The organism is Aureimonas phyllosphaerae (genome assembly GCF_047943035.1).
Classification (GTDB): Bacteria; Pseudomonadota; Alphaproteobacteria; order Rhizobiales; family Rhizobiaceae; genus Aureimonas; species Aureimonas phyllosphaerae.
Genome location: NZ_CP181348.1, coordinates 4,120,935 through 4,146,133 on the forward strand (window position 1 = coordinate 4,120,935; position 25,199 = coordinate 4,146,133).

The following is a 25,199-nucleotide window of genomic DNA, read 5'->3' on the forward strand; positions in this document are numbered from 1 at the left end:
ATCGAGAGGGCCAGCGGCCCTCCCGATCTTCGGAAAGGTCCCAAACGAAAAGAAGGGTTCGGGAACTCCTTCCCGAGCGGGGCTCGGGGCGGCAGCCCCGCCACATCCACGCGGCCCCACGCTGCAACGTTCCCACCCACGGAGGCCGCATGGCTGCGTCCGAACGCACGGGGCTCGCGCCCTATCTCCAGGCGGCGCCGCTGGCGCTGGTGTTCCTCTTGTTTCTGGTGGTGCCGCTCGCCTTCATCGTGATGGTGAGCTTCTGGACCTACGACAACTACCAGATCCAGCCGGCCTTCACGCTGCAGAACTATGCCGACGTCTTCGACCGCTGCATCACGCGGCTACCGGCGCTGTGCACGACGTTCCGCACCTATCTGTCGACGCTCGGCTTCGCGCTCAGGGTCTGGGTGCTGACGCTCGGGATCGGGTTCACGATCGCCTACTTCCTCGCCTTCGAGGTGCGATCGAAGACGGTCCAGTCGATGCTGTTCCTCCTCTGCACGATCCCGTTCTGGACCTCCAACGTGATCCGCATGATCTCGTGGATTCCGCTTCTCGGCCGCGAAGGGCTGGTGAACCGGACGCTGATGAGCCTCGGGGCGATCGACCAGCCGATCGACTGGCTCCTGTATTCCAGCTTCTCGGTGACGCTGACCTTCGTGCACCTGTTCACGTTCTTCATGGTCGTGCCGATCTACAACTCCATGCTGCGCATCGACCGCTCGCTGATCGAGGCGGCACGGGATGCCGGTGCCTCCGGCTGGCAGATCCTGTGGAACGTGATCGTGCCGCTGTCGAAGACCGGCATCGCCATCGGCTCGATCTTCGTCCTCACCATCGTCATGGGCGACTTCGTGACCGTCGGCCTGATGGGCGGCCAGCAGATCGCCTCGGTCGGCAAGACGATCCAGACGGAGATCAGCTACCTCCAGTTCCCGATCGCCGCCGCCAACGCCGTCGTGCTGCTCGCCACCGTCCTCCTCATCGTCTTCGCGCTCCTGCGTGTCGTCGACATCCGCAAGGAACTATAGAGTGCCGGAAAAACGCTCCCGCGCCTTCTGGCCGCTCGCGATCTTCTTCTCGCTCTTCGTCCTGTTCCTCTACGGGCCGACGCTGACCGTCCTCGTCCTCTCCTTCCAGGGGCCGCAGGGCGGGTTGACGTTCCCGATGAACGGGTTCTCGACCCACTGGTTCGGCGTGCTGTGGCAGGGGCTCGGCGTCGTCGACGTCTGGGCCGCGTTCGGACGCTCGTTCCGGCTGGGCCTCGTGGTGACCGTCCTGACGGTCGTCATCTCGGTGCTGGCGGGCCTCGCCTTCCGGCGGCGGTTCCGAGGCTCGACGCTCCTGTTCTACACGGCGATCGCAAGCCTCATCCTGCCGTCGATCGCGGTCTCGCTCGGCATCGCGCTGGAGTTTCGCATCTTCGACGACGTCGTGAAGGCCTACGGCCTCGGCGGCGATGGCTACCAGTCGGCGATGGGCCTCTTCACCTCGGCGCTCGGCGCGCACCTCACCTGGACCCTGCCGTTCGGCATGCTCGTGATGTTCGCCGTCTTCAACCGCTTCGACCCGGCCTACGAGGAGGCCGCTCGCGATCTCGGCGCAACGCCGTGGCAGACCTTCCGCCATGTCGTGTTGCCGATCATCGCGCCCTATCTCGTCGGCGTTGCGCTCTTCGGCTTCACCCTGTCGTGGGACGAGATCGCCCGTACCTCCCAGGCAATCGGCGGCCCGAATACGCTGCCACTGGAACTCCAAGGCCTGACGACGACGGTCACCACCCCGGCGATCTACGCGCTCGGCACGCTGACGACGGCAGTGTCCTTCCTCGTCATTGCCCTCACGCTCGGCACCGGCTTGTTCCTTCGTGCGCGTCGCATGCGCGGCGCCTCCGACGCCGGCAAGGGTACGCTCTGAAAGCCGCCATGCGCATCCTTTTCATCAATCCCAACGCCACCGTCTCGATGACGCACAAGATCGAGGCGGCGGCCCGGGCCGCGGCCTCGCCCGGCACGTTCATCCTCTCCGCCACCAACCATGCCGGTCCGGCGTCGATCCAGGGACCGGCTGATGGCGAGGCGGCCGAGCCCGGCCTCCTCGCGCTGATCGCGGAGCGGGACGCGGACGCCGATGCCTTCGTGATCGCCTGCTTCGACGACACGGGATTGGAGACGGCGAGAACGCTCACGGGCAAGCCGGTCATCGGGATCGGCGAGGCCGCCATGCGGGCCGCCGCCGACGGGGATCGCGCGTTCAGCGTGGTGACGACGCTGTCGGTCTCGATTCCGGTGATCGAGGAGAACGTGCGGGCCTATGGGCTCGGCAGCCTCTGCCGGCGGGTGCGCGCCTCCGAGGTGCCGGTGCTGGCTCTGGAAGAGCCCGGCAGCGCCGCACGCGAGACGGTGGCGGCCGAGATCGCGGCGGCGCTCGGCGAGGACCAGCCCGGTGCCGTCGTCCTCGGCTGCGCCGGCATGGCCGATCTCGCCGAGACGTTCGCCGCCCGGTTCGGCGTGCCCGTGTTCGACGGTGTGGTCTGCGCGGTCAAGGCGCTGGAAGCGCAGTCGCGAGATGCCTGACCTTGGTCCGGAGCCCTCCGGCTGCTGCTGAAGGATGGGTCAGGCGGCGGTTGCGGAGAAGCGGCTCCGACGGCGGGCGCGCGGATCGACGAAGACATCCTCGGAACCCGTTGCCAACGCAGTAACCATGGGTTGCCGCGGTTTTCGGCATCTCCCTCTCGAATTTGTCCATTTGGTCAGTTTTCCCGGCCGCCCTCGGACACCCGGCTATCGCCTCTCCTTACAAGCCATTGCAATCAATTATGAAAATGTCTCTGGCACGCGTCTTGCTGTGCATTCGGTGCGGTGCTGATGCCGCATTGCTGGAGCAAGAGGACGGATGGAAATCGGTGTCTTCATCCCGATCGGGAACAACGGCTGGCTGATCTCGGAAAACGCGCCGCAATACAAGCCGAGCTTCGCCCTGAACAAGGCGGTCGTGCAGAGCGCGGAACGGCATGGCTTCGACTTCGCGCTGTCGATGATCAAGCTGCGCGGCTTCGGCGGCAAGACCGAGTTCTGGGACCACAATCTCGAAAGCTTCACGCTGATGGCGGGCCTTGCCGCCGTCACCACGCGCATCCGCCTCTTCGCGACCGCCGCGACGCTGGTGATGCCGCCCGCGATCGTCGCCCGCATGGCGTCGACCATCGACTCGATCTCGAACGGTCGCTTCGGGCTGAATCTCGTGACCGGCTGGCAGCGGCCGGAATATTCGCAGATGGGTCTCTGGCCCGGCGACGAGTACTTCGCCCGTCGCTACGACTATCTCGCGGAATACGCCACCATCCTGCGCGAGCTCTGGGAGACCGGCCGGTCGGACCTCAAGGGCGAGTTCTTCCTGATGGACGACTGCCGCCTGTCGCCGCAGCCCCAGACGCCGGTGAAGATCATCTGCGCCGGCTCGTCCAACGCCGGCATGGCCTTCTCGGCCCGCCACGTGGACTACAATTTCTGCTTCGGCGTCGGCGTCAACACGCCGAAGGCCTTCGCCGGCAACACCGCCCGGCTGAAGGCGGCGACCGACGAGACGGGCCGCGACGTCTCGACCTTCGTCCTGTTCATGATCATCGCCGACGAGACCGACGAGGCGGCCCGCGCCAAGTGGGAGCACTACAAGGCGGGCGCCGACGCGGAGGCGATCGCCTGGCTGGGCGTCCAGGGCGCGGCCGACACGAAGTCGGGCGCCGACACCAATGTCCGGCAGATGGCCGATCCGGTCTCGGCCGTAAACATCAACATGGGAACGCTCGTCGGCTCCTACGAGACGGTGGCGCGGCTCCTCGACGAGGTCGCGACCGTACCGGGCACCGGCGGCGTGCTCCTCACCTTCGACGACTTCGTGGAAGGCGTGGAGGCCTTCGGCACCCGCATCCAGCCGCAGATGACGTCCCGCCGGCACGTCGCCTTCCAGCGTGAGGCCGCCGAATGAGCGCGCTTCCCGCTGCCGGACACGTGCCCCGGCCGCAGACGCGCGAGAGCGTCACCCTGCCCGCCCGCCCGGAGCCGCTGTCGCTGAAGCTCCACGAGACCGCCGTCGTGGTGGTCGACATGCAGAACGCCTATGCGACGCCCGGCGGCTACGTGGACCTCGCCGGCTTCGACATCTCGGGTGCCGCCGGCACGATCGGAGCGATCGGCAAGGCCCTCTCGGCGGCGCGCGACGCCGGGGTCCTCGTGGTCTACCTCCAGAACGGCTGGGACAAGGACTACCAGGACGCCGGCGGGCCCGGCTCGCCCAACTGGCACAAGTCGAACGCCCTGAAGACCATGCGCCGCCGCCCGGAACTTGCCGGAACGCTGCTGGCCAAGGGAACCTGGGACTACGCGATCGTCGATGCGCTGCAGCCGCGCCCAGGCGACCTCCTGGTGCCGAAGACCCGCTACAGCGGCTTCTTCAATTCGACCCTCGACAGCACGCTACGCGCGCGTGGCATCCGCAACCTCGTCTTCGTCGGCATCGCCACCAATGTCTGCGTCGAGAGCACGCTGCGCGACGCCTTCCACCTCGAATATTTCGCGGTGATGCTGGAGGACGCGACGCACCAGCTCGGTCCCGCCTTCATTCAGGAGGCGGCGGCCTACAACGTCGAGACCTTCTTCGGCTGGATCTCGACGGTCGCCGACTTTTGCGGCGCCGTCTCGCAGGCCGCCTCCTCCCCCTCGATCTGATCCAGGAGCCGTCATGCCGAAATCCATCGTCGTCCCCGCGGGCACGTCGAAGCCGATCGCCCCGTTCTCGCCCGGAACGCTCGCCGACGGGATCCTCTATGTCTCGGGAACGCTCCCCTTCGACGCCAACAACGACGTCGTGCATGTCGGCGACGCCGGGGCCCAGACGCGCCACGTCCTCGAAACCATCAAGTCCGTCATCACAACGGCCGGCGGCACAATGGAGGACGTGACCATGAACCACATCTTCATCACCGACTGGGCGAACTACGCCGCGGTCAACGCGGTCTATGCCGAGTATTTTCCGGGCGACAAGCCGGCGCGCTACTGCATCCTCTGCGGCCTCGTGAAGCCCGACGCGCTGGTGGAGATCGCCACCGTCGCGCATATCGGCCGCCCATGACGCTGCATCACGACGTCTTTGGGCGCACCGACGGCGGCGCGCCGACGCTCATCCTTTCGTCCGGTCTCGGGGGCTCCGGCGGCTACTGGGCCCCGCAGATCGAGGCGCTGGCGCCGCATTTTCGCGTCGTCACCTACGATCATCGTGGCACGAACCGCAGCGGTGGTGCGGGGCAGGACACGATCGCCGCCATGGCCGACGACGTCCTCGAGATCGCCGAGGCGATCGGCGCCGAGCACTTCCACTTCATGGGTCACGCGCTGGGCGGCCTGATCGGCCTCGATCTCGCCCTGCGGCCTGTCTCGCCGACCCGGAGCCTCGTCCTTGTCAACGCCTGGGGTCGCGCTGATCCCCATTCCGGCCGTTGCTTCGATACGCGGATCACGCTTCTGGAAAAGGCAGGGGTCGAGGCCTTCGTCAACGCCCAGCCGCTGTTCCTCTACCCCGCCGCCTGGATGGCCGAGAACGCCGCGCGTCTTGAAGCCGAAGTCGCGCACGGGATCGCCCATTTCCAGGGACGCGAGACCGTCCTGTCCCGCATCAAGGCCTTGCGCGCCTTCGACATGGAAGCCCGGCTCGGCGAGGTCGCGGTGCCGACGCTGGTGGTGGCCGCAAAGGACGATCTCCTCGTGCCCTATACGCGCTCCGTAAATCTCGCGGAACGGATCGGAGGGGCGCGGCTCGCCCTGGCGGACCACGGCGCCCATGCGGTCAACATCACCGAGGCCGCCTGGTTCGATGCGGCCGTCGTCTCGTTCTTTGCGTCGCTGGAAGGGACACGATCGCCATGAGTGCCGCCGCAGCATCGCCTGTTCTCCCGAACGACGCCGAACCTGTCGACCGCTCCGCATTCCGCGACGCGATGGCACGGCTCGGGGCGGCCGTGACCATTGTGACGACCGACGGGCCCGGCGGGCGCACCGGCTTCGCGGCGACCGCGGTTTGCAGTGTCACCGACGACCCGCCGACGCTTCTCGTCTGCATCAACCGGGCGTCCTCCGCCTATCAGCCGGTGCGGCGGAACAGCCGGGTCTGCGTCAACGTCCTCGGCGACGAGCAGGCGGAGGTCAGCCGCTTATTCGGCGGCCGGACGCCGGCCGACGAGCGCTTTGCTGCCGCATCGTGGCGTTCGAACGCTTCCGGCACGCCCGAACTTGAGGGCGCTTTGGTCTCGATCGGCTGCGAGATCGAGACGGTCACGGAGGCGGGAACGCATGATGTCCTCTTCTGCCGCGTCGTCTCGATCCGCTCACGCGAGGACGGCGGCGCGCTCATTTATTTCGATCGGACCTATCACCGCCTGTGATCTCGGCCGGATTGGCTGAAGGCTTTCGCAGGTGAGGCGCTCCCTCTCAGCGAGGCCGTACGCCGTCGAGGATGATCGCGAGGACGGACTGGGTGACCGACGAGCGGAAATCGGGGCTCTCCGCCTTGGGACCGAGGATGGCGCGGATCTGAGCGTCGAAGTCGGCGTAGTGCTGCGTCGTCGCCCAGATCGCGAAGATCAGGTGGACGGGATCGACCGGAGCCAGCCGCCCTTGCGCGATCCACGCCCGGATGACGGCCGTCTTCTTCGACACGAGATCGCGCAGCGTCGTCTCGAGGCTGGGCATCATGACCGGCGCGCCGGCGAGGATTTCGTTGGCGAAGAGCCGGGAGGCTTCCGGCCGCTCGGCCGACAGCGCGAGCTTCGCCGTGATGTAGCGGCGAAGCTCCTCCGCCGGATCACCCTCGACCGTCAGTTCCTCCAGCGGCTGCAGCCATTCGGCCAGCGTGCGCTCGAGGACGGCCTCGTAGAGATCCTGCTTGCGGCGGTAGTAGTAGAGAAGGTTCGCCTTGGACATGCCGGCGCGGGCTGCGATCTCGTCCACCGTCGATCCGCGCAGACCGTGGCGGGAGAAGATGTCCAGCGCGGCGTCGAGGATCAGGGCACGCGTCATCGTCTGGATGCGGGTCGCCGGCACTGCGGGCGCAGGAACCGGTCGATCTGACTCCTTCTCGGCCATCCCCTTCCCCCGACGATTGCGACCCACGCTCCCCGAAACGTCCGTCCCAGTCGTAGAGCGCGTGGCGCCGAAAAGCCAACGGGCGGGCTGTGGATTGTCCCGCGCCTGCCGCAGAAAACGCGAAAGGCGGGCCATGCGCCCGCCTTCTGCATCTTTTCCTAAGCCCGTCGCTCGGCGAAGCGCGTCAGTGCGCCATCATCTCGCTGACGATCTGCGTCGGCGTCAGCGTCGATGGATAATAGGTCGGCCAGTTCGTGACCTCCTCGAGTAGAGCGGCGCGATCGTTGCCCCAGTAGAGGTGATAGTGGTCGGCCTTCGCCGGTGCGATCCCATGGTCGCTGAACTGGATGAACTGCGGGGCATCGGCGTCGCCGTCCGTCTTCCGGAAGATGAAGCGGACGCCGCGGTTGCCCTTCTTGTAGGTCAGGGTCTCACGGCCGTCGGACGCGTATGTCCCCTTCAGCGGCCTGCCGTCCCTATAGAAGGTCACGACATCGCCCTCGATCGTGATCCGTTCGACGTCCGTCCGGTAGCCGGTTTCGTACTCGGCCTTGTACCCAGCCGCATCCATCGGGCCCTTCTCCGCCTTGTGCTGCCAGACGGGATCGAGCGTGCCGTCCTGGAGGTACGGGTAGACCGACTGCCAGTCGCCGGCATAGTCCGACAGCGGCCGGTCCTGGATCTGGCTGTCCTCGAAGTAGCCGGCATAGATCTTCGGGTCGCCGTGGGAATGGCCGTGGCCCGCATGGTCGTGGCCGTCGCCCTCGTGGACGACCCCGCTGCCGCCGACGACGGCGATATTGTAGGGTACCCCCTCGACGGAAACCGTACCAGCCTCTTCCAGCGTGTCCTTGGCGATGCGGCGGACCAGCCCAGCCTTCGGGTCGCTCATGACGACCTCGTCGCCGGCCATCGCGAGTCGGGGACGCGGATCGTTCCAGTGGCCGTCCATCGAGTAGGGCTCGGTGACCCGGGCACTTTGCGCGATCTTGCCATCGAGGACATCGATCCGGTGCAGGGTGCCGTCCTCGGTCAGGACATAGCCGAAGCGGGCGTTGGCAGGGTCGAGCGCGAAGTCGATCCGCCGGAACGGAAGTTCGATATGCTGGATATGCGGCTCGCCCGCAGGATCGACCACGACGAGGCCCTTGGCGCCAAAGTTGCCCAGGAAGACCTGCAGGCTCTTCGAGCCGAGCAGCGTTCCCGTGCTCTCGCCGGCCGGAAGATCGGCGGGGTAAGGCAGCATCCGGAACTCGGGGTCCTCCTTCCCGGCGGTGACCGTCAGGATGCCTTCCTCACATCCCGTCGCGAGATAGGCGCCGGAGAAGGCCTCGCCGTGGATCCCGGTGCAGGGCTGCACCTCGCCGACGGGCATCCCGTCCGCTTCGACCTGCCGAAGGCCGAGGCGCTTGGGAGCAGCACTGCCCTCGACGGATGCGTCGGACGCGACCGTCGTCACCCAGGCCTTTCCGATCGGCGCGGCATAGCCGTGGTGAGCAAGTCCCTGCGCAAGCCGGGTCGCCTCCAACCTGCCCTCTCCGAGCGCATGCGCGTCGAGAACCTCGGCATAGCCCCCTCGATCGAAGTTGATGACGACCTTGCCGCCGTGGTCGATCAGGTGGAACGGGCGGGGTCCGGTGAGCGCCTCGCGCACGGCGGCCGGCTCGGCGATCGATATGTCCGAGTGGTCGCCATGGGAGTGAAGGGAAATGCCGCTGCGGATGATGTCGACCCTGTCGTCTTCGGACTGGACGACAACGACCGCCGAGCCGTTGTCGACGCCGTAGAGTCTAGCTTGACCGGTCGTCTCGAACGACCAGCGCTTGGCTGGATCGCCAAGGTCGAAGGCCGTGACCTTGGGAGCGTCGTGGTCGCCCACGAACACGCGGTAAAGCGTCGTCGCCTCACGTTCCCGTGCGGCGTCTTCCGCCATGGCGCCCGACCACGGAACCAGTATGAGGCCTGTGGCGCAGGCAAGTTGGCGCAGCATCATCGTCTCCATGCAGCGAGGCTTGGAATTGCCTCAGTTTGTAATGTTATTATGTAACACTCTAGTGCTGCGCAAGGGGGGGCTCGCCTATGGGCAATTTCTCGACGCGGCGCACTCCGCTCTTGCGCTGCGGCAAACGGGATGGTTTGAGGCAGCACCCTCCCCCGCCGACGTGGAATTTTTCGCATGATCCGCCTCGAGAGCATCGGCAAGCAGAACGGCAAGCAGATCATCTTCATTGAGGCGTCGGCCGCGCTCCAGCGCGGCGAGAAGATCGGTCTCGTCGGCCCGAACGGTGCGGGCAAGACGACCCTGTTCCGCATGATCACGGGTTCGGAACTGCCCGACGAAGGCCAGGTCTCGGTCGATCGCGGCGTGACGATCGGCTATTTCAGCCAGGACGTCGGCGACATGGCGGGCCGCAGCGCGGTGGTCGAGGTAATGGACGGCGTCGGTCCTGTCAGCGCTCTGGCTGCCGAGATGGCCGAACTCGAAGCCGCCATGGCAGACCCCGACCGTGCCGACGAGATGGACGAGATCATCGCCCGCTACGGCGAGGTGCAGGGCAGCTACGACGAACTCGACGGTTATGCCCTCGACGGCCGCGCCCGCGAGGTGCTCGACGGTCTCGGCTTCACCCAGTCGATGATGGACGGGGATGTCGCCAAGCTCTCGGGCGGCTGGAAGATGCGCGTCGCGCTCGCCAAGATCCTCCTCATGCGCCCCGACATCATGCTCCTCGACGAGCCGTCGAACCATCTCGACATCGAGAGCCTGATCTGGCTCGAAGGCTTCCTCAAGGGGTTCGACGGCGCCGTCCTGATGACCTCGCACGACCGCGAGTTCATGAACCGCATCGTCAACAAGATCATCGAGATCGACGGCGGCGCGCTGACCTCCTATTCCGGCGACTACGAGTTCTATCGCCAGCAGCGCGCCATCGCCGAGGTGCAGCAGCAGGCGCAGTTCGAGCGCCAGCAGGCGATGCTGGCGAAGGAGATCGCCTTCATCGAGCGCTTCAAGGCGCGCGCCAGCCATGCCGCGCAGGTGCAGAGCCGGGTGAAGAAGCTCGACAAGATCGACCGCGTCGAGCCCCCGAAGCGCCAGCAGACGGTGCGCTTCGAATTCCTGCCGGCGCCGCGCTCGGGCGAGGATGTCGCGACGGTCAAGGCAGTCTCCAAGCGCTATGGCACGCGCACGATCTACGACGCGCTCGACTTCCAGGTGCGCCGGCGCGAGCGCTGGTGCGTCATGGGCGTGAACGGCGCGGGCAAGTCGACGCTGCTCAAGCTGATCGCCGGCACGTCGGAACCGGACTCCGGCACGGTGACCCGGGGTCCGAGCGTCAAGATGGGCTATTTCGCCCAGCATTCGATGGAAGTGCTCGACGGCGAGCGCACGGTGCTCCAGTCCCTGGAGGACAGTTTCCCGCAGGCGGGCCAGGCTCCCCTGCGCGCGCTCGCCGGCTGCTTCGGCTTTTCCGGCGACGAGGTCGAGAAGAAGTGCCGGGTTCTGTCGGGCGGCGAGAAGGCGCGTCTCGTGATGGCGCGCATGCTGTTCGACCCGCCGAACTTCCTCGTCCTCGACGAGCCGACCAACCATCTCGACATCGCCACCAAGCAGATGCTGGTCGAGGCGCTCTCCCGCTTCGAGGGCGCGATGCTCTTCGTCAGCCACGACCGCCACTTCCTGGCGGCGCTGTCGAACCGCGTGCTGGAGCTGACGCCGGAAGGCCCGCATCTCTACGGCGGCGGCTACAGCGAATATGTCGAGCGCACAGGCCAGGAAGCGCCGGGGCTTCGCAACTAGCTCGCACGGCACTCCGCCGGGCGGCGGGAATGGCAGGCCCGTCGCGAGCCGTGGCTCGGCTTTCAGGGGTCCGCGCGCATCATCTCGGCGGCCTTCTCCGCGATCATCGCGGCCGGGGCGTGGGTGTTGCCGGAAACGATCGTCGGCATGATCGAGCAATCCGCGACCCGCAGGCCGTCGAGGCCGCGCAGCCGCAGTTGTGGGTCGACCACGGCATCAACGTCGACGCCCATGCGTGCGGTGCCGACGGGATGGAAGATCGTCGTGGCGATGTCGCCGGCCGCTTCCGCCAGTTCCGCGTCGCTCTGCAGGTGGGCGCCCGGCTTGAACTCTTCCGGCCGGTAGCGTTCGAGACGCCTCGTCGCCATCAGCCGGCGTGCGGCCCGGATCGAAGCGGCGGCGACCTCCCGGTCGCCCTCGGTCGACAGGTAGTTCGGCTGGATCGCGGGCGCGGCGAAGGGATCGGCGCTTGCGATCCGGACATGACCGCGAGATTCCGGACGCAGGTTGCAGACCGAGACCGTGATCGCGGGGAAGGAATGCAGCGGCTCTCCGAAGCGGTCGAGCGACAGTGGCTGGACGTGGAACTCGATATTGGCGGTCTCGAACCGCGGATCCGATTTCATGAAGATGCCGAGCTGGCTCGGCGCCATCGCCATCGGCCCCGAGCGCTTCAGCGCATATTGCAGGCCGATCTGCGCCTTACCGAGGAGCGTCGCCTGCCATTCGTTCAAGGTTCGCGCTCCCTCGATGCGGAAGGCGGTGCGGATCTGGAGATGGTCCTGCAGGTTGGCGCCGACGCCCGGCCGGTCGAGCACGACGTCGATACCGTATCGCCGGAGAAGGTCGCCCGGACCGATGCCGGACAGTTGCAGAAGCTGCGGCGTGCCGATCGCGCCGGCGGACAAGACGACGTCGCCGTGCGCCGTGGCGGGCCGGCCGTCGAGACGCAAGTCGAGGCCGACCGCTCGCCCGTTCTCGATGCGGATGCGCTCGGCCTGGGCCTTGGTCAGGATGCGCAGGTTCCTGCGATGCCGGATCGGTCCGAGAAAGGCCCGCACGGCGTTGAAGCGCAGGCCGGACTTCTGCGTCACCTCGAAATAGGACGAGCCGAGATTGTCACCGGCGTTGAAGTCGTCGATCTGCGGCACGCCGAGCTCCTCGGCAGCCTCCCGGATCGCGTCGAGGATCGGCCAGGACAGGCGCTGCTTCTCGACCCGCAACTCGCCGCTCTGGCCGTGGAATGGCCCGTCCTGCTCGTGGTGGTTCTCGGAGCGGCGAAACAGCGGCAGGACGTCGTCCCACCCCCAGCCGACATTGCCGAGCTGGCGCCAGCCGTCGTAGTCGGCCGCCTGCCCGCGCATGTAGATCATGCCGTTGATCGAGGAGCAGCCGCCCATGACCTTGCCGCGGGGATAGGCGAGCCTGCGCCCGTTCAGCCCGGACTCGGCTTCGGTCGAGTAGCCCCAGTCGGTCCGCGGGTTGCCCATGCAGTAGAGGTAGCCGACCGGAATGTGGATCCAGTGGTATCGATCGGAGCCGCCGGCTTCGAGCAGGAGCACCGTGTTCTTCGGATCGGCGCTCAGCCGGTTGGCAAGGACGCAACCGGCCGAGCCCGCGCCGACGACGATATGGCTGTAGCGGCCGAGATCGAGGCGGCCACCGTCGGAAACTCTCCTCATCGTCGTCAAACTGGCGTCGCCTCCCGCCTTGCGTCGCACCGTCGCGGCGGGCGAGCGCCCATGAAACGAGCCCGACGCCCATGCGGCCCGCAACGCGGCTTCGCGCCCCGCATAGATCCGCCCCATCGATCGCGATGGCTCTCCCGGCGGTTCCGAAATGCAGGATGCACGAGCCGGGGCCACCGCGTCGAGCCCCATCGCGCAATCCTGAGTGACCCGTCTCGGACAGCAGGGAGGCGCTGAGCGGAAAACCTTAGAGTGCCCGGACCACAGGCGGCTCGTCGATCGCCAAATCGACGCCGCCGATCAGCGACAGCGCCGTCTCCAAGAGAACGGTTGCGCCCGCGAGCACGTGACGGGGCTCCACATATTCCGCTTCGTTGTGGCTGATCCCGTCTCGGCACGGGCAGAAGATCATCGCGACGGGCGCGCACCGCGCGAGGTAGAGCGCATCATGGAATGCGCCGGAGACGATCCGGCGGGATCGGAGGCTGGCGCGCCGAGCGCTCGCCTCGACCCGCTCCAGCATCGGTTCGGGAAAGGCGGTCGGCGGCATATCGACGAGGCGGCGGATCGAGAGCTGGCAGCCGCCCTCCTTGGCGACGTCCCGCAGCACGTCTTCGATCCGTCCGGCGAGTGAGGCGAGGACGGCCGCATCGGGGTGGCGCAGGTCGATCGTGAAGCGCACGCGCTCGGGAACCGCGTTGACCGAGCCGGGCTCGGACGCGATGCGGCCGATGGTGAAGCGCGCCTCGGGATCCGACGGCATGATGGTTCGATAGAACGCCGCCATGGCGGCGGCCGCCGTGCGCATCGGGTCGCGGCGGAACTCGAGAGGGGTCGTCCCCGCATGAGCCGCCTGCCCCTCGATCTCGACATCCAGCCAGAGCGTCCCCTGAATGCCGGTGACGACGCCGACGGGAATGTCCTCGCGCTCGAGGACCGGCCCCTGCTCGATATGGAGTTCGAGATAGGCGGCGATCGGAAACCCGAGCGGGACGATCGGCACCGGAAGGGCTGCGACTGTCGCCGCAAGTTCGTCACCGAGGCGTGCGCCGTCGGGCGAGCGCGCATCGCGCCATGCCGCCGGAAGCGAGCCGCCGGCAAAGGCCTGCGACCCCATGGCGCCCGGCGCGAAACGGCTGCCCTCCTCGTTGGTCCAGACGACGACCTCCTGCGCCCGTTCGCACACGACGCTCGCGTCCTCCAGCGCCTCCAGCACTTCGAAAGCGGCCAGAACGCCGAGAGCCCCGTCGAAGCGCCCGCCAGTCGGCTGCGTATCGAGATGGCTGCCGAGGAGCAGCGGTGACAAGGCGGTATCGGTGCCGTCGCGGCGCAGGAAGAGGTTGGCCGCTTCATCCTGCCGGACATGGAAGCCGCGCGCCCCGGCAAGCTCGGTCAGGAGGGCGCGGGCCTGCCGGTCGCCTTCGGTAAGGGCCTGGCGGTTGACCCCGCCCCTTGCCGTCGCGCCGATCGCCGCGAAACGATCGAGACGCTCCAGAAGACGCTCGGACCGGATCGCGGGTCGCCCGATCATCGACCGAGCCTGGCCGTGAACGCCTTCACGCGGCCCGGATCGACTTGGTTCCACCAGACGCCGTCGTATTTCAGCGAGCTCGCGACGATCACCCCGTCGGCGACCGAGAGGATGTCGCCGACGTTCTCGGGCGTCACGCCGCTGCCGACCAGCGTCGGCAGGTTCGCCGCCTCCTTGATCATCCGGATGTAGGACAGCTCCGCCACATGTCCGGTGCGCTGGCCGGTTGCGATCACGACGTCGGCGTCGAAGAAGACGAGGTCCTTGACCTGCTCCTCGACCGGCCGGTCGGCGACGATGGCATGCGCGCCGTGCTTCACATGCGCGTCGGCGAAGATGCGGATGCCCTTCGCCCGAAGCTGCGCGCGGTAGCGCATGGCGCGCGCCGCCTCGCCTTCCACGAAGCCCTCGTTGGCGACATAGGCATTGGCCCACTGGTTGACGCGCACGAAGGCGGCACCGGCGGCGCTGGCGATGGCGAGCGCGGGGATCGCGGCATTGGCGAGGACGTTGATGCCGATCGGGCGGCCGAGTTCGCGCCGGATGCGGTCGGCGACCACCGACATGTGCGCGGCGGTCTCGGGGCCGATCGCATCGGGCTTGGAAAAGGGTACGTCGCCATGGTTCTCGACGATCACCCCGTTGCAGCCGCCCTCCAGATAGGCGCGCGCGTCGTCGAGCCCGCGCTGGTAGATCGTCTCGACCGCCTCGCCGTCATGGCGCGGGCTTCCGGGCAGCGGTGCGAGGTGCACGACGCCGATAATGGCGCGGCGGCTGCCGAAGATGTCCTGGAGCGCATCGCCGGATGCCTGTCCGATGGGCTTGGATGGGGTGCTCATGCGCTATCTCTCGTATGCCATGCGTGAAACTCGTCGCGGCTGGGGCCGCAGCCGAAGGTGCCGGTCCGCGTGACGGCCACCGCCGCCGCCCGGGCCGCGAGGTGAAGGGCCGGCTCGAACGCGTCGCCGAGCGACAGCCGGGCGGCCAGCGTGCCGCAGAAGACGTCGCCCGCCCCGCTCGTGTCGAGGGCCTCGGCGGGCGCGGCCGGATGGAATCGGGGTGCCGCGGCGGGGTCCTGCACTGCGACATACCCGTCGGCGCCGAGCGTGACCACCGCCGCGCCGCCGCCCATGCGGGCGAGACGTTCCGCGATCAGGCCGGGCTCGCGCTCGCCGGTCAGCGCCTCGCCCTCGACGCGGTTGACCACGGTGACGGCCGGTGCGCCGGGAAGGCCGTCGGCGCGCTCATCGAGCGGACTGGCGTTCAGCACCGTCAGGAGGCCGAGCGCGCGCCCCGCCTCGAGCGCGGCGCGCGTCGCAGCCGGGGTGAGGTTGCCCTGCAGGACGAGCGCGTCGCCCGGCCGTGCCGCGGCCAGCCAGCCGCTCGCCGCTGGGTCGAAGGCCCGCGCGCAGGCGACGGCGCTCACGATCTGGTTCTCGCCCGTCTCGTCCACCATGATGGCGGAGCGGTCGGTCGGCAGCGGCAGGGCGGTGAGGCCATGATCCGAGAGACCGGCCTCCATGAGCCCCCGGCGGACGAGCGCCGCCTCGCCGTCCGAGCCGACGGCCGACCAGAGCATGACATCGGCGCCCGCGCGCCACGCCGCGAGCGCCTGGTTGGCGCCCTTGCCGCCGAGCGCGACGCTGCAATCGATCGCATTCAGCGTCTCGCCGGGCCCCGGAAAGCGGGCGAGACGGAATGTCGTGTCGAGACAGGCGTTGCCGACGACATGGACGGGCATCCGGCCGGGCTCCCTTACTTCGCGGTCGCCCAGTCGAGCATGGCGGAGAACAGCTTGGCATAGCCGTCCCAACGGATGAACTCGCCCGGCAGCCAGTGCGGGCCGACGTCCGAGGTCCAGACCACCGAGCGGCCTTGCCCATACGTGCCGGTGACGAGGAGCGGCTGCGAGCCGTAGTCGGCCGAGACCGTTGCCAGCACCTCGGCGCCGGGTTTCAATTCCACCTCATTGTAGCCGAGGAGCACCGGCCATTCGGTGCCGAGACCGTTCAGGATCGGATGCGAGGCCTCGCCGGTGACCACGGGCGAGAAGCCCTCGGGCACCTCGACGCGGTCGTCGAAGCGCAGGCACGTGACGGGCAGGACGTCCTCGACCGGCGTGCGGGCGTAGCGCGCGCCGCCGTTGATGCCCTGGAAGGAATAGTAGCCGCCGAACATCAAGAGCGCGCCGCCCCCATCGACGTAGTCGCGCAGGAGCTTCAGGCGGTTCGGCGTCGTCTTGGAGTGGATCCAGGTGTCGGGATGCAGCAGCAGCGTGTTGGCGCCGATGTCGGAGAGGATCACCGCATCGTACTCGCGCAGGGCCTCCATAGTCTGCGGGAAGTCCTTCTGCGCCGCATGGGCGGGCATGAAGGTGATGTCGTAGGCGCTGTCCTTCAGCGCGGCCAGAAGCTCGTCGGCGCCCTGGTGGTAGGTCACGGTCGGGAACTGATCGAAGCCCTTGATGTGGGTCGCGGTCGACACCCAGCTTTCGCCGGCGAGGAGCACCTTCTTGCGGGTCATATCGAATTTCCTTGAGCGAAGGGAAAAGGATCAGGCGGCCGCGAAGACGGCGCGCGGATTGTCGGTCATGATGGCGTCGATCACCGCCTCGGGCACGCCGTGGCGCTTCAGGCGCGGCACGAAATGGCGCAGCACGTGGGCGTAGCCGAAGCCGCCGTAGCGGGTGAGCATCATCTTCAGGAAGACGTCCTGGCTGAGGAGGACGCGGTCGGCGAAACCTTCGTCGACGAGGGTTCGGATCGCGCGCGCGTTCTCCTCGTCGGAGGGGCACTGCGCGTCCTGGTCGGCATAGTAGTAGTCCATGCCGATCATGTCGTATTCCAGAAACGCGCCACGCCGCGCCAAGCTCGTCTGGTAGGCGATGTCGTCGTGGCTCGGATTCATGTGGCAAAGGACGGTGTGCCGGAGGTCCGCGCCCTCGCCTTCCACGACGTCGAGCACCTCGTGCGCCAGGCGCTCCCAACCCGGCAGATGGATCGAGAGCGGCACGCCGGTACGCGCCGAGGCCCGCGCCGCGCCCCGAAGCGACTTGCGCTCCTCGGGCGTGAAGTCCTTGGACACGCCGACCTCGCCGATGATGCCGGCCATGATCTCGGGCCGGTCCTCGGTGCCGCCGACGTCGCGCACGATCAGTTCGGCGACCTCGTCGACGTCCATGCCCTTCAGCCAGTCGGGATGGCTGAACTCGAGATAGAAGCCCGAGCCCATCACGATCTTCAGTCCGCTCATGCGCTGGATGCGCCGAAGCCCTTCCGGGTCCCGCCCGATGCCGAAGTTCGTCGGGTCCACCACCGTGTGGCCGCCGAGCGCCTGGAACATCTTCAGTTCCGACAGCGCGAGGTCGCCGTCGTCGAGCGAAACGTTGTCGCGGTTCATGTAGGGGTTCATGCGCAGCTCGCCGATGATCTCGATGCGCACGGGACCTTCGTGTCGCACCGGATCGGGTGGGTGGCACGGACAGCGCCAGGACTTGGCGCCGTCGAGGAAGACGTGCTCGTGCATCAGCGTGACGCCCATGTCGGCCACGGGGGACGGTCCGTCCACCGTCATCACATGGCCGGAGCGCACGCCGATGCCCGATGGCACCCCGCGCCGGCCTGCCGGATCCCGGAAGTCGAGCGCCATCGGATCAGCGCCCGCGCGAGGCGCCGCGGAACAGGCGGAAGTTCAGCCAGATCGCGACGAGGATGATGCAGCCGGTGATGATCGGCGTCAGGAACGGCGACATGTGGGCGAGGATCAGGCCGTTGGCGATGACGGCGACCGTCAGCGCGCCGAGCACGGTGCCGACCATCGTTCCACGTCCGCCGAAGAGCGATGTGCCGCCGAGCACCACGGCCGCGATGACGTCGAGCTCGAACCCCTGGCCGGAGTTCGACGAGCCGGAGCCGAGCCGCCCGGCGAGGACGACGCCGGCGAGCGCGGCTGCCGTCGACGAGAGCATGTAGACGCTGAGGAGCGTGCGCCGGACGTCGACGCCCGCGCGCCGCACCGCCTCCTTGTTGGCGCCGATGCCCGTCACGTAGCGGCCGAAGCGCGTGCCGTTGAAGGCGAGATAGGCCGCCAGCAGCACGGCGAGCGCGATCCAGGCCGGGATGGGCACGCCGAGGAACCAGCCGCGGCCGAGCGTCACGAACATGCTGTCGGGCTCGATCGGGATCGAGTAGCCGCCCGTGATCAGGAGCGCGACGCCACGGATCACCGAGAGGCCGGCGAGCGTCACGATGAAGGCGGGAATTCCCTCGTAGGCGATGAAGAAGCCCTGCAGCGCGCCGATCAGGGCGCCGAGCGCCAGCATGGCGAGGATCGTCAGCGGCCAGGGCAGGCCCCACTGGAGGAGCGCGGCCGAGAGGGCGCAGACGAGCGCCAGGACGGAGCCGACCGAGAGGTCGATGCCGCCCGTCGTGATGACGAAGGTCATCGAGGCCGCGACGATCAGGAGCGGCGCGGACTGGCGGACGATGTTCAGGAGATTGGGCGCCGACAGGAAGGCGCCGGTCGTCAGGCTGAACAGGAGGCAGACCAGGATGAAGAAGATCGCGATCGAGCCCACCGCGCCGTTGGCGATGAAGCGGTCGCGAAGGGTGGCCTTGCGCACGCGCGGGGGTGCCGCCGCATGGAGATGGGCGCTGCCGCCCGCGATCCCGGAACTCATGCCCGTGCTCCTTGCCCGTCTTCGCCGCGCGCCGAGCGCGCCTGGAACTTGCGGCCGACGATGAGGTTCACGACCTCTTCGATATTGGTGTCCGCGATCCGCCGCTCGGCGACGTTGCGGCCCTCGTACATGACCTGGATGCGGTCGCAGACGAGGAAGAGATCCTGCAGACGGTGGGTGATCAGGATCACCGAGACGCCGCGCGCCGAGACGGTGCGGATGAGCTCGAGCACCGCCTCGACCTCGGCGACGGCGAGTGCGGCCGTCGGCTCGTCCATGATGAGGACCTTCGGCTCGAACGACGCGGCGCGGCCGATGGCGATCGACTGGCGCTGCCCGCCCGACAGGTTCTCGACCATGAGGCGCGTGTCGGCGATGACGATGCCGAGCGTCTCAAGCATGGCCCTCGCCTCGTCGTGCATCCGCCGCTTGTCGAGGAGGTTGAGGCCCGCCAGCCGCCGCCGCGGCTCGCGGCCGAGGAAGATGTTGCCGGCGACATCGACCGTGTCGCAGAGCGAGAGGTCCTGGTAGACCATTTCGACCCTTGCGGCGCGGGCGTCCGCCGGCGAGGCGAAGGCGACCGCCTGCCCGTCGATCTCGATCGTGCCGCTGTCGGGCACGACCGCGCCGGACAGGACCTTGGAGAGGGTCGACTTGCCGGCCCCGTTGTCGCCGACAAGTCCGAGCACCTCGCCCGGCGCCAGATGCAGCGACACGTCGCTGAGCGTCTGGATCGGACCGTAGCGCTTGGAGATGCCGGTCATCCGGACACGGTCGGGGGTGGCTGGCATGACGCCGCTCCGTCTGGAGGAACACGGGAAGCGGACGGGCCGGAGCCCGTCCATCGGGCCGCTTGTGCGGGGGCGCCTTACTTGAACATGCCCCGGAACTGGTCGACGTTCGCCTTGGTCACGATCGTCACCGGGATGTTGATGATCGGCTCGACGCTCTCGCCCTTCTTCAGCTTGGCCAGCGCCTCGACGGCGGCCTTGCCTTCGCCGGCGGGGTCCTGCTGGACGACGGCGGCGACCCAGCCCTCGTCGATGCCCTTGACGGCCTGCGCGGTGAGGTCCCAGCCGAAGACCTTCACGTCGCTCTGGCGGCCCTGGCTCTCGACCGCCGAGACCGAGCCGATCAGCGCCGGCTCGCCGGTCGCGTAGAGCGTCGTCATCGTGGGATTGGCGGTCATCAGGTTCTCGGCGGCGCCGAGCGCCACGTCCTGGACGTTCTGGCCGTCGACCGTGTCGAGGAACTCGACCTTGGCGCCGCTGTCGCCGACCGCCTTCTTGAAGCCGTCGAGGCGCTGATTCTGGATGAAGGAGTTCAGCGCGCCGACGACGCCGACCGTCGCCTCGCCCTTCATCTGCGACTTGACGTAGTCGGCGTAGAACTTGCCGATCTCCTCGCCCGCCTTCATGTTGTCGACGCCGACGAAGGCGACGTTGTCGCCGTTCGGGATCTGCGCATCGATCGCGATCACGGGAATGCCGGCCTTCTTGGCCTCGGAAATGGCGGGCTTCACGCCGTTCACGTCGATGGCGATCAGGATGATGCCGTCGACCTTCTGCGTGATGTAGTTCTCGATCGCCGTGTTCTGCGCGGCCGGCACGTTGTTGGCGTCGAAGATCACGAGTTCGACGCCGGCGGCCTTGGCCGCGGCCTTCGCGCCGTCGTTGATCTGGTTGAAGAACAGGGCCTGCTGGTTGATCGTCACCAGGGCGTAGGTGTCGGCGAGCGCCGCCGAGGCGTTGTTGGCCAGAACCGTCAGGGCGACGGCGGTGCCGGCGAGGAAATGGGAAAGGCGCATTTTCCGATTCTCCATGATCGAGGGCCCAATCCAGGGGGGCCATGCCATCGTCGGCAGCGGGAGAATTCAAGAGACTTGAACGCTTGTCAACAGAATTGCGCAGCCCTTCGCCAATCTTGGAATGTGCATTCGTTTTGTGCAGCGCCGCATCGGATTTGCGCGCCGCAAACGTCAGGCGGATCAGGACGTCGCCCAATGCCCGTTGGACGGAAGCCTCTATCGTGCTCAGAACGTCGGCGGTGTGTTGACCCAGAAGATGCTCGCGCGCTTCGTCCCGTTGTTGCGGTAGTGATGGGGTCGCTCGGATTGGAAGGCGAAGGAATCGCCCTCGCGGAGGTGAAACGAGCGATCGTCGACGATCAGCTCGACCTCGCCCGACACCACATACCCGACCTCTTCGCCCGCGTGCCGGATCGGACCGGCGCTCGCGCCGCCGACGTCGATATGGTGGATGTTGCACTGGAGGAGATGGCCCGCCGAGTAGGGTATGACGCGCTCCAGCGTGATCCCGTCCCCCTGGCGGAGCGGGTCGAGCGTGATGAGCGGTCGTCGGCCGGCGCGGAAGACGATGCCCTCCTCACCATCCACCTCTTCGAACATGCGGCCTATATTGGTTCCGAGCGCCTCGACCAGGCGGTGCAGCATCGGCAGCGAGGGGGACGCCTTGCCGTTCTCGATCTTGGACAGAAGGCTCTCCGAGCAGCCCGCGGATACGGCGAGACCCTTCAGGGTCATCCCCTTGGTCTGCCGTGCGAGCTTCAATCGGACACCGAGCATGCTCGACAGCGCGACGCTGCCGGGTTGAGGATCGGACACCGGAGGGACTGACTTGGGTTCCGAACTCACCAGCGCGCCTCGCTTCGATCCATGCAGCGACAAAAGAGCCGAACCCGTACCGTTTTTCAAGTCTGTTGAATGACCTGCAAGTCGGGGCTTCTCATTGCTACTGATGGATCATGCCGTTTGCCGTGTGCCGACCGAGCCCGCCGGTGCGGTCCGCTTTCCGGTCTGGATCAGCACCACACCCGTGAGGATCAGCGCGAGCGCAAGGAGTTCGATACCGGTGATGCGCTCGCCGATCAGGGCGCCGATCGCAACGGCGACGACGGGCGCGATGTAGGTCGCACCGGCCGCACGGACGGGGCCGAGCGTGCCGATGATGAAGTAATAGATGAGGAACGCCCCGCCTGTCCCGACGATGCCGAGCCCGACGACGGCAGCCAGCAGCGCGAGCGGGTTCGAGACGATCGCGCCGATGCCGTGAAAATCGGTGAGGGCCGCGATCGTCACCACCGCCAGCCCGGTCTGCCACGTGGCGAGCGTCAGGGGCTTGAGGTTCAGCTGCGTGAGGAAGCGTCGGGCGTAGACGAAGGAGCAGCCGACGCTCGAGGTTCCGGCGAGCATCCACAGGACGCCGGCCAGCGGAATGTCCGCGGACGCGTTCCATGGCTGGGCGCTGAGCACGATGCCGACGAAGCCGAGCGCGACGCCGGCCGCCATCTGCCCGGTCGGGCGATCCTCGCGCAGGAAAAGCGCGGCGCCGAGGAACGTGAAGATCGGGATGGAGCCGCTGAGGAGGCCCGCGACGCTCGTCGGCAGGAGGGCCGTGCCGGCGACGAAGCCGTAGTAGTAGAACGTCGTCGCCATCACCGACATGACGGCGAAATGCGGCAAGTGCCGCAGCTGGGCCCGCGTTATCGCGCCCGTTCTCCACGCCATCAGGCCAAGCGGCAGGAAGCCGAAGAGGACGCGCAGGAATACGGTCTGGGCAGGCGAGATGAGCCCTGTCGCCATCTTCATGGAGATGAAGTTCGTGCCCCAGATGAAGCCGAGGGTGACGAGCGCGGCATAGGCGCGGGCCATGGCAATCCCACCTTTTCGAACGGAGAATCGACCGGCATCGACGCGAGGCGCCGCAACCGGTTGTGACGGAGCCGAAAGACGCTCGCCACCCGATGCCTATCGCATCGATGGGGGAACCGGACTAAGGAGAAGTCCTGTCTCGATGCAGTAGGAAATCTACTGGATGAAGTCCTCGTCCCATCGTCTTCCGCCGCTCAATGCCCTTCGCGCCTTCGAGGCGTCGGCGCGACACCTGAACTTCCGGCTCGCCGCCGAGGAGCTTGGGGTGACGCAGGCCGCCGTGGCCCAGCACGTGCGCGGGCTGGAGGCCGATCTCGGCATCCGACTGTTCGAACGGCTGCCGCGCTCCCTCGCGCTGACGGCACCGGGGCGCAGCTATGCGGCGCAGCTGCGCCGGGCGTTCGAGGTGATGAACGAGGCGACAGCGGCGCTACGCCCGGAGCCCGAGCGCCTGACGATCAGCGTGACGCCGACCTTCGCGTCGAAATGGCTCCTGCCGCGACTTCCCGCTTTCGCAGAGGCGCATCCCGGGATCGAGCTGCGCATCCTCGCGACGGAAAGCCTGTCGAATTTCCAGAGCGACGGCGTCGACATCGCCGTTCGCCAGAGCCGCACCGGGTTCGGGCCCGGCCTCGTCGCCGACCTTCTGTTCGAGCAGGAGGTGGTGGCCGTGTGCAGTCCCGCGATGCTGGACGACGGGTCACGTGAAATCCGTGCGTCGAGCCTCGACCGCCTGACCTTCCTCAGCGATGCGCACGACCTCTGGCCGGAGTTCACGGAGCGCGTCCTCGGGCAGGCCTTTCCGGCATCGGCCCGGCAGATGCGGTTCAGCCAGACGTCGCTCGCGATCGATGCCGCGGCCGCCGGTCAGGGTATCGCCGTCGCCAGCCGCTTCCTGGTGACGAGCGACATCGAGGCCGGGCGCCTGGTTCAGGCGTTCCCCGACACGATGGACGGTGTGCTGAACGCCTACGTCGTCACGCTGCGCAGGTCCCGTCGCCCCGTACCCACCGCGGCCGTGCGGGAGTGGCTCCTCGACGCGCGCCGACCATGAATGTGCTCCTCACCGTCTGACCGGCCGGCCGAGGTCGGCAGGTTCCAACCTTGAACTTCGTTCCGAGGCGACGCCTTCCGCCCTTCGCTCCGAAAGGTCGTCCGCTATATCGCTCGAGGCATCGATCGCGGAGGCGCGATTGTCGATCCATCCGGAGCGGCGCGACGGCTGCGGGCAGGCAGTCCGGCGGTGCCCCCCGTGCCCTGTCGAGGACCAGAGCGATCGAGACCTTCATCGCCCAATACGGCCTGCCCGCCATCTTCCTCGGAGCGGGGCTCGAGGGCGAAACCGTCGCCATCCTCGCCGGCGTCATCGCGCATTCGGGAACGCTCGGGTTCTGGCCGGTCGTCCTCGCGGTGGCGCTTGGATCCTTCGTCGCCGATCAGGTCTGGTTCGCCTGCGGCCGCCATTTCCGCAGCTCCCGCTTCGTGCGACGCGTCAGCGCCCGCCCCTTCTTCGCCAAAGCGCTGAAGGCTTTCGAGGAGCGGCCTGTCCTCTTTACCTTCGGCTTTCGCTTCGTCTACGGGTTCCGGACGGTCAGTCCGATCGCGATCGGCACGACCCGGCTTTCGACATCGCGCTTCGTCCTGATCAACGCCGCCGCGGCGGCGACATGGGCGCTCGTCTTCGTATCCGCGGGATACTGGTTCGGGCATGCCATCGAAGCGGCCTTCGGCGCGCTGCGCGCGAACCACCGTCTCCTCCTCGGAGCAGCCGGGGCACTCCTCCTGGTCGGCGCCCTTGCCTTCTGGACGCGACGCAGGTGGATGCCGGAAGGGCTGACCTCCCCTCCGCCGGTCGGCGCGGATCGCGTCAACCCGGACGCATGAAACCCCTCGCGGGTGCGACCCTTGCGCGCTACGAGAAGGGCTTGGAATGCCCCAGCGAGCGCGCCCGATGATCAACCCCTCTCCCCTCGCCCCAACCCCGTGCCGCCGCGCCCCGATCGAAGGGAACCGCCGGTGATCCCCTGGGAAGCGCTCGGCACCGCAGCCATCCCGAACGGCGGCGAACTGCGCCTCATGCGGCGCGGCATGGAATATTCCATCATGATCGGCGGGACGGAGTTGATGAACAGCCGCCTCAGCGGATCGGAGGAAGCGCTGGCGACGATCGCGGCCGAGCGGATCGGCGCGCGGCCGGCCGCGCGCATCCTGATCGGCGGTCTTGGCATGGGGTTCACGCTGCGCGCCGCCCTGGCGAGCCTTGCGCCGGATGCGGCCGTGACGGTCGCCGAGCTGGTGCCGGGCGTCGTCGCGTGGGCAAAAGGACCGATGGCCGAGGTCTTCGGCACCTCGCTGTCCGACCCGCGCGTGACCGTGCTCGTGGAGGACGTGGCCGAGACGATCGGCCGCGCGAGCAACGCCTTTGATGCCATCCTGCTCGATGTCGACAACGGACCCGGCGGCCTGACGCGAAACAGCAACGATCGCCTTTACGGACCGGCGGGCCTCGGCGCGTCTCGCCGGGCACTGACGCCGGGCGGCGTCCTCGGCATCTGGTCGCAAGGAGCAGACCCGGCCTTCACCGCTCGGCTCGGGCGCTCCGGTTTTGAGGTGGAGGAGATGCGCGTCAAGGCCGGACGCGGGCGCGGAACGAAGCACGTGCTCTGGTTCGCCGCGAAGCCGGATCGTTAGGCA

Annotated in this window: 25 protein-coding genes; 12 read left to right on the top strand and 13 right to left on the bottom strand. The window is 67.8% G+C overall.

All coding sequences use genetic code 11. The annotated features are described in order from the left end of the window. Positions 1-149: 149 nt before the first annotated feature. From ACLNGM_RS19705 to ACLNGM_RS19740, 8 genes are all read left to right on the top strand, one after another. On the top strand, positions 150-1,034 hold the full coding sequence (locus tag ACLNGM_RS19705; protein WP_055888314.1) for an ABC transporter permease: 885 nt from the start codon (positions 150-152) through the stop codon (positions 1,032-1,034). 1 nt (position 1,035) lies between these two features. Then, entirely contained in the window at positions 1,036-1,920 is an 885-nt protein-coding gene (locus ACLNGM_RS19710; RefSeq protein WP_416356246.1) for an ABC transporter permease, read from the top strand. An 8-nt stretch (positions 1,921-1,928) separates the two neighbouring features. Then, a complete protein-coding gene (locus ACLNGM_RS19715; RefSeq protein ID WP_416356247.1) occupies positions 1,929-2,579 on the top strand; it encodes an aspartate/glutamate racemase family protein in 651 nt (216 codons plus the stop codon). A gap of 319 nt (positions 2,580-2,898) precedes the next feature. Next, positions 2,899-3,990 carry a pyrimidine utilization protein A gene (rutA, locus tag ACLNGM_RS19720; RefSeq protein WP_416356248.1) on the top strand — a complete coding sequence of 364 codons (1,092 nt, stop codon included), beginning with the start codon at positions 2,899-2,901 and terminating at the stop codon, positions 3,988-3,990. Beyond that, positions 3,987-4,730 (top strand): pyrimidine utilization protein B, encoded by a 744-nt coding sequence (rutB, locus tag ACLNGM_RS19725; protein WP_416356249.1) that lies wholly within the window; start codon positions 3,987-3,989, stop codon positions 4,728-4,730. The genes rutA and rutB overlap by 4 nt, the downstream gene beginning before the upstream one ends. 13 nt (positions 4,731-4,743) lie before the next feature. Further along, positions 4,744-5,133, top strand: a complete 390-nt coding sequence (rutC, locus tag ACLNGM_RS19730) for a pyrimidine utilization protein C (RefSeq protein ID WP_416356250.1) — start codon at positions 4,744-4,746, stop codon at positions 5,131-5,133. Beyond that, positions 5,130-5,924 carry a pyrimidine utilization protein D gene (gene rutD, locus ACLNGM_RS19735; protein WP_416356251.1) on the top strand — a complete coding sequence of 265 codons (795 nt, stop codon included), beginning with the start codon at positions 5,130-5,132 and terminating at the stop codon, positions 5,922-5,924. Before rutC ends, rutD begins: the two co-directional genes overlap by 4 nt. Further along, a complete protein-coding gene (locus tag ACLNGM_RS19740; protein ID WP_416356252.1) occupies positions 5,921-6,439 on the top strand; it encodes a flavin reductase in 519 nt (172 codons plus the stop codon). The genes rutD and ACLNGM_RS19740 overlap by 4 nt, the downstream gene beginning before the upstream one ends. 46 nt (positions 6,440-6,485) lie before the next feature. Here the strand turns inward: ACLNGM_RS19740 and ACLNGM_RS19745 are convergent, their stop codons facing one another. Both ACLNGM_RS19745 and ACLNGM_RS19750 read right to left on the bottom strand, forming a co-directional pair. Then, entirely contained in the window at positions 6,486-7,139 is a 654-nt protein-coding gene (locus ACLNGM_RS19745; protein WP_416356253.1) for a TetR family transcriptional regulator C-terminal domain-containing protein, read from the bottom strand. 184 nt (positions 7,140-7,323) lie between these two features. Then, positions 7,324-7,998 (bottom strand): ZinT family metal-binding protein, encoded by a 675-nt coding sequence (locus ACLNGM_RS19750; protein WP_416358499.1) that lies wholly within the window; start codon positions 7,996-7,998, stop codon positions 7,324-7,326. Positions 7,999-9,315: 1,317 nt separating this feature from the next. Between ACLNGM_RS19750 and ACLNGM_RS19755 the strand changes: the two genes are divergently transcribed. Beyond that, the gene (locus ACLNGM_RS19755) at positions 9,316-10,938 is read left to right on the top strand and encodes an ABC-F family ATP-binding cassette domain-containing protein (protein ID WP_416356254.1); all 1,623 of its coding nucleotides are present in this window, start codon (positions 9,316-9,318) and stop codon (positions 10,936-10,938) included. A gap of 62 nt (positions 10,939-11,000) precedes the next feature. On the opposite strand, the gene ACLNGM_RS19760 is transcribed toward ACLNGM_RS19755, so the two are convergent. The 11 genes from ACLNGM_RS19760 to ACLNGM_RS19810 all read right to left on the bottom strand — a co-directional run bounded on the left by ACLNGM_RS19760 (position 11,001) and on the right by ACLNGM_RS19810 (position 22,505). After that, a complete protein-coding gene (locus tag ACLNGM_RS19760) occupies positions 11,001-12,620 on the bottom strand; it encodes a GMC family oxidoreductase (RefSeq protein ID WP_416358500.1) in 1,620 nt (539 codons plus the stop codon). Positions 12,621-12,873: 253 nt separating this feature from the next. Beyond that, a complete protein-coding gene (locus ACLNGM_RS19765; protein WP_416356255.1) occupies positions 12,874-14,157 on the bottom strand; it encodes a Zn-dependent hydrolase in 1,284 nt (427 codons plus the stop codon). Beyond that, positions 14,154-14,996 (bottom strand): BtpA/SgcQ family protein, encoded by an 843-nt coding sequence (locus ACLNGM_RS19770; protein WP_416356256.1) that lies wholly within the window; start codon positions 14,994-14,996, stop codon positions 14,154-14,156. Before ACLNGM_RS19770 ends, ACLNGM_RS19765 begins: the two co-directional genes overlap by 4 nt. After that, complete coding sequence (locus tag ACLNGM_RS19775; protein WP_416356257.1) at positions 14,993-15,898, bottom strand: PfkB family carbohydrate kinase; 906 nt, start codon at positions 15,896-15,898, stop codon at positions 14,993-14,995. Before ACLNGM_RS19775 ends, ACLNGM_RS19770 begins: the two co-directional genes overlap by 4 nt. Positions 15,899-15,912: 14 nt before the next feature. Beyond that, the gene (locus ACLNGM_RS19780) at positions 15,913-16,680 is read right to left on the bottom strand and encodes a glutamine amidotransferase (protein ID WP_090958908.1); all 768 of its coding nucleotides are present in this window, start codon (positions 16,678-16,680) and stop codon (positions 15,913-15,915) included. Positions 16,681-16,710: 30 nt separating this feature from the next. Continuing rightward, positions 16,711-17,805, bottom strand: coding sequence for a phosphotriesterase (locus tag ACLNGM_RS19785; protein ID WP_416356258.1), 1,095 nt, complete (start codon positions 17,803-17,805; stop codon positions 16,711-16,713). Positions 17,806-17,809: 4 nt separating this feature from the next. After that, positions 17,810-18,835 carry an ABC transporter permease gene (locus ACLNGM_RS19790; protein ID WP_416356259.1) on the bottom strand — a complete coding sequence of 342 codons (1,026 nt, stop codon included), beginning with the start codon at positions 18,833-18,835 and terminating at the stop codon, positions 17,810-17,812. After that, positions 18,832-19,626 carry an ATP-binding cassette domain-containing protein gene (locus ACLNGM_RS19795; protein ID WP_090958914.1) on the bottom strand — a complete coding sequence of 265 codons (795 nt, stop codon included), beginning with the start codon at positions 19,624-19,626 and terminating at the stop codon, positions 18,832-18,834. The genes ACLNGM_RS19790 and ACLNGM_RS19795 overlap by 4 nt, the downstream gene beginning before the upstream one ends. Before the next feature lie 77 nt (positions 19,627-19,703). After that, on the bottom strand, positions 19,704-20,642 hold the full coding sequence (locus ACLNGM_RS19800) for a substrate-binding domain-containing protein (RefSeq protein WP_416356260.1): 939 nt from the start codon (positions 20,640-20,642) through the stop codon (positions 19,704-19,706). Between the two features lie 225 nt (positions 20,643-20,867). Beyond that, positions 20,868-21,419, bottom strand: coding sequence for a cupin domain-containing protein (locus tag ACLNGM_RS19805; protein ID WP_244545844.1), 552 nt, complete (start codon positions 21,417-21,419; stop codon positions 20,868-20,870). Between the two features lie 177 nt (positions 21,420-21,596). Next, a complete protein-coding gene (locus ACLNGM_RS19810) occupies positions 21,597-22,505 on the bottom strand; it encodes a DMT family transporter (RefSeq protein ID WP_416356261.1) in 909 nt (302 codons plus the stop codon). A gap of 163 nt (positions 22,506-22,668) precedes the next feature. Between ACLNGM_RS19810 and ACLNGM_RS19815 the strand changes: the two genes are divergently transcribed. The 3 genes from ACLNGM_RS19815 to ACLNGM_RS19825 all read left to right on the top strand — a co-directional run bounded on the left by ACLNGM_RS19815 (position 22,669) and on the right by ACLNGM_RS19825 (position 25,196). Next, a complete protein-coding gene (locus ACLNGM_RS19815) occupies positions 22,669-23,559 on the top strand; it encodes a LysR substrate-binding domain-containing protein (RefSeq protein ID WP_416356262.1) in 891 nt (296 codons plus the stop codon). A gap of 50 nt (positions 23,560-23,609) precedes the next feature. Next, positions 23,610-24,389, top strand: a complete 780-nt coding sequence (locus ACLNGM_RS19820) for a DedA family protein (RefSeq protein WP_416356263.1) — start codon at positions 23,610-23,612, stop codon at positions 24,387-24,389. Between the two features lie 132 nt (positions 24,390-24,521). Further along, positions 24,522-25,196: a spermidine synthase gene (locus ACLNGM_RS19825; protein WP_416356264.1), complete on the top strand. Its 675-nt coding sequence runs from the start codon at positions 24,522-24,524 to the stop codon at positions 25,194-25,196. The last annotated feature ends 3 nt before the right edge of the window (positions 25,197-25,199 follow it).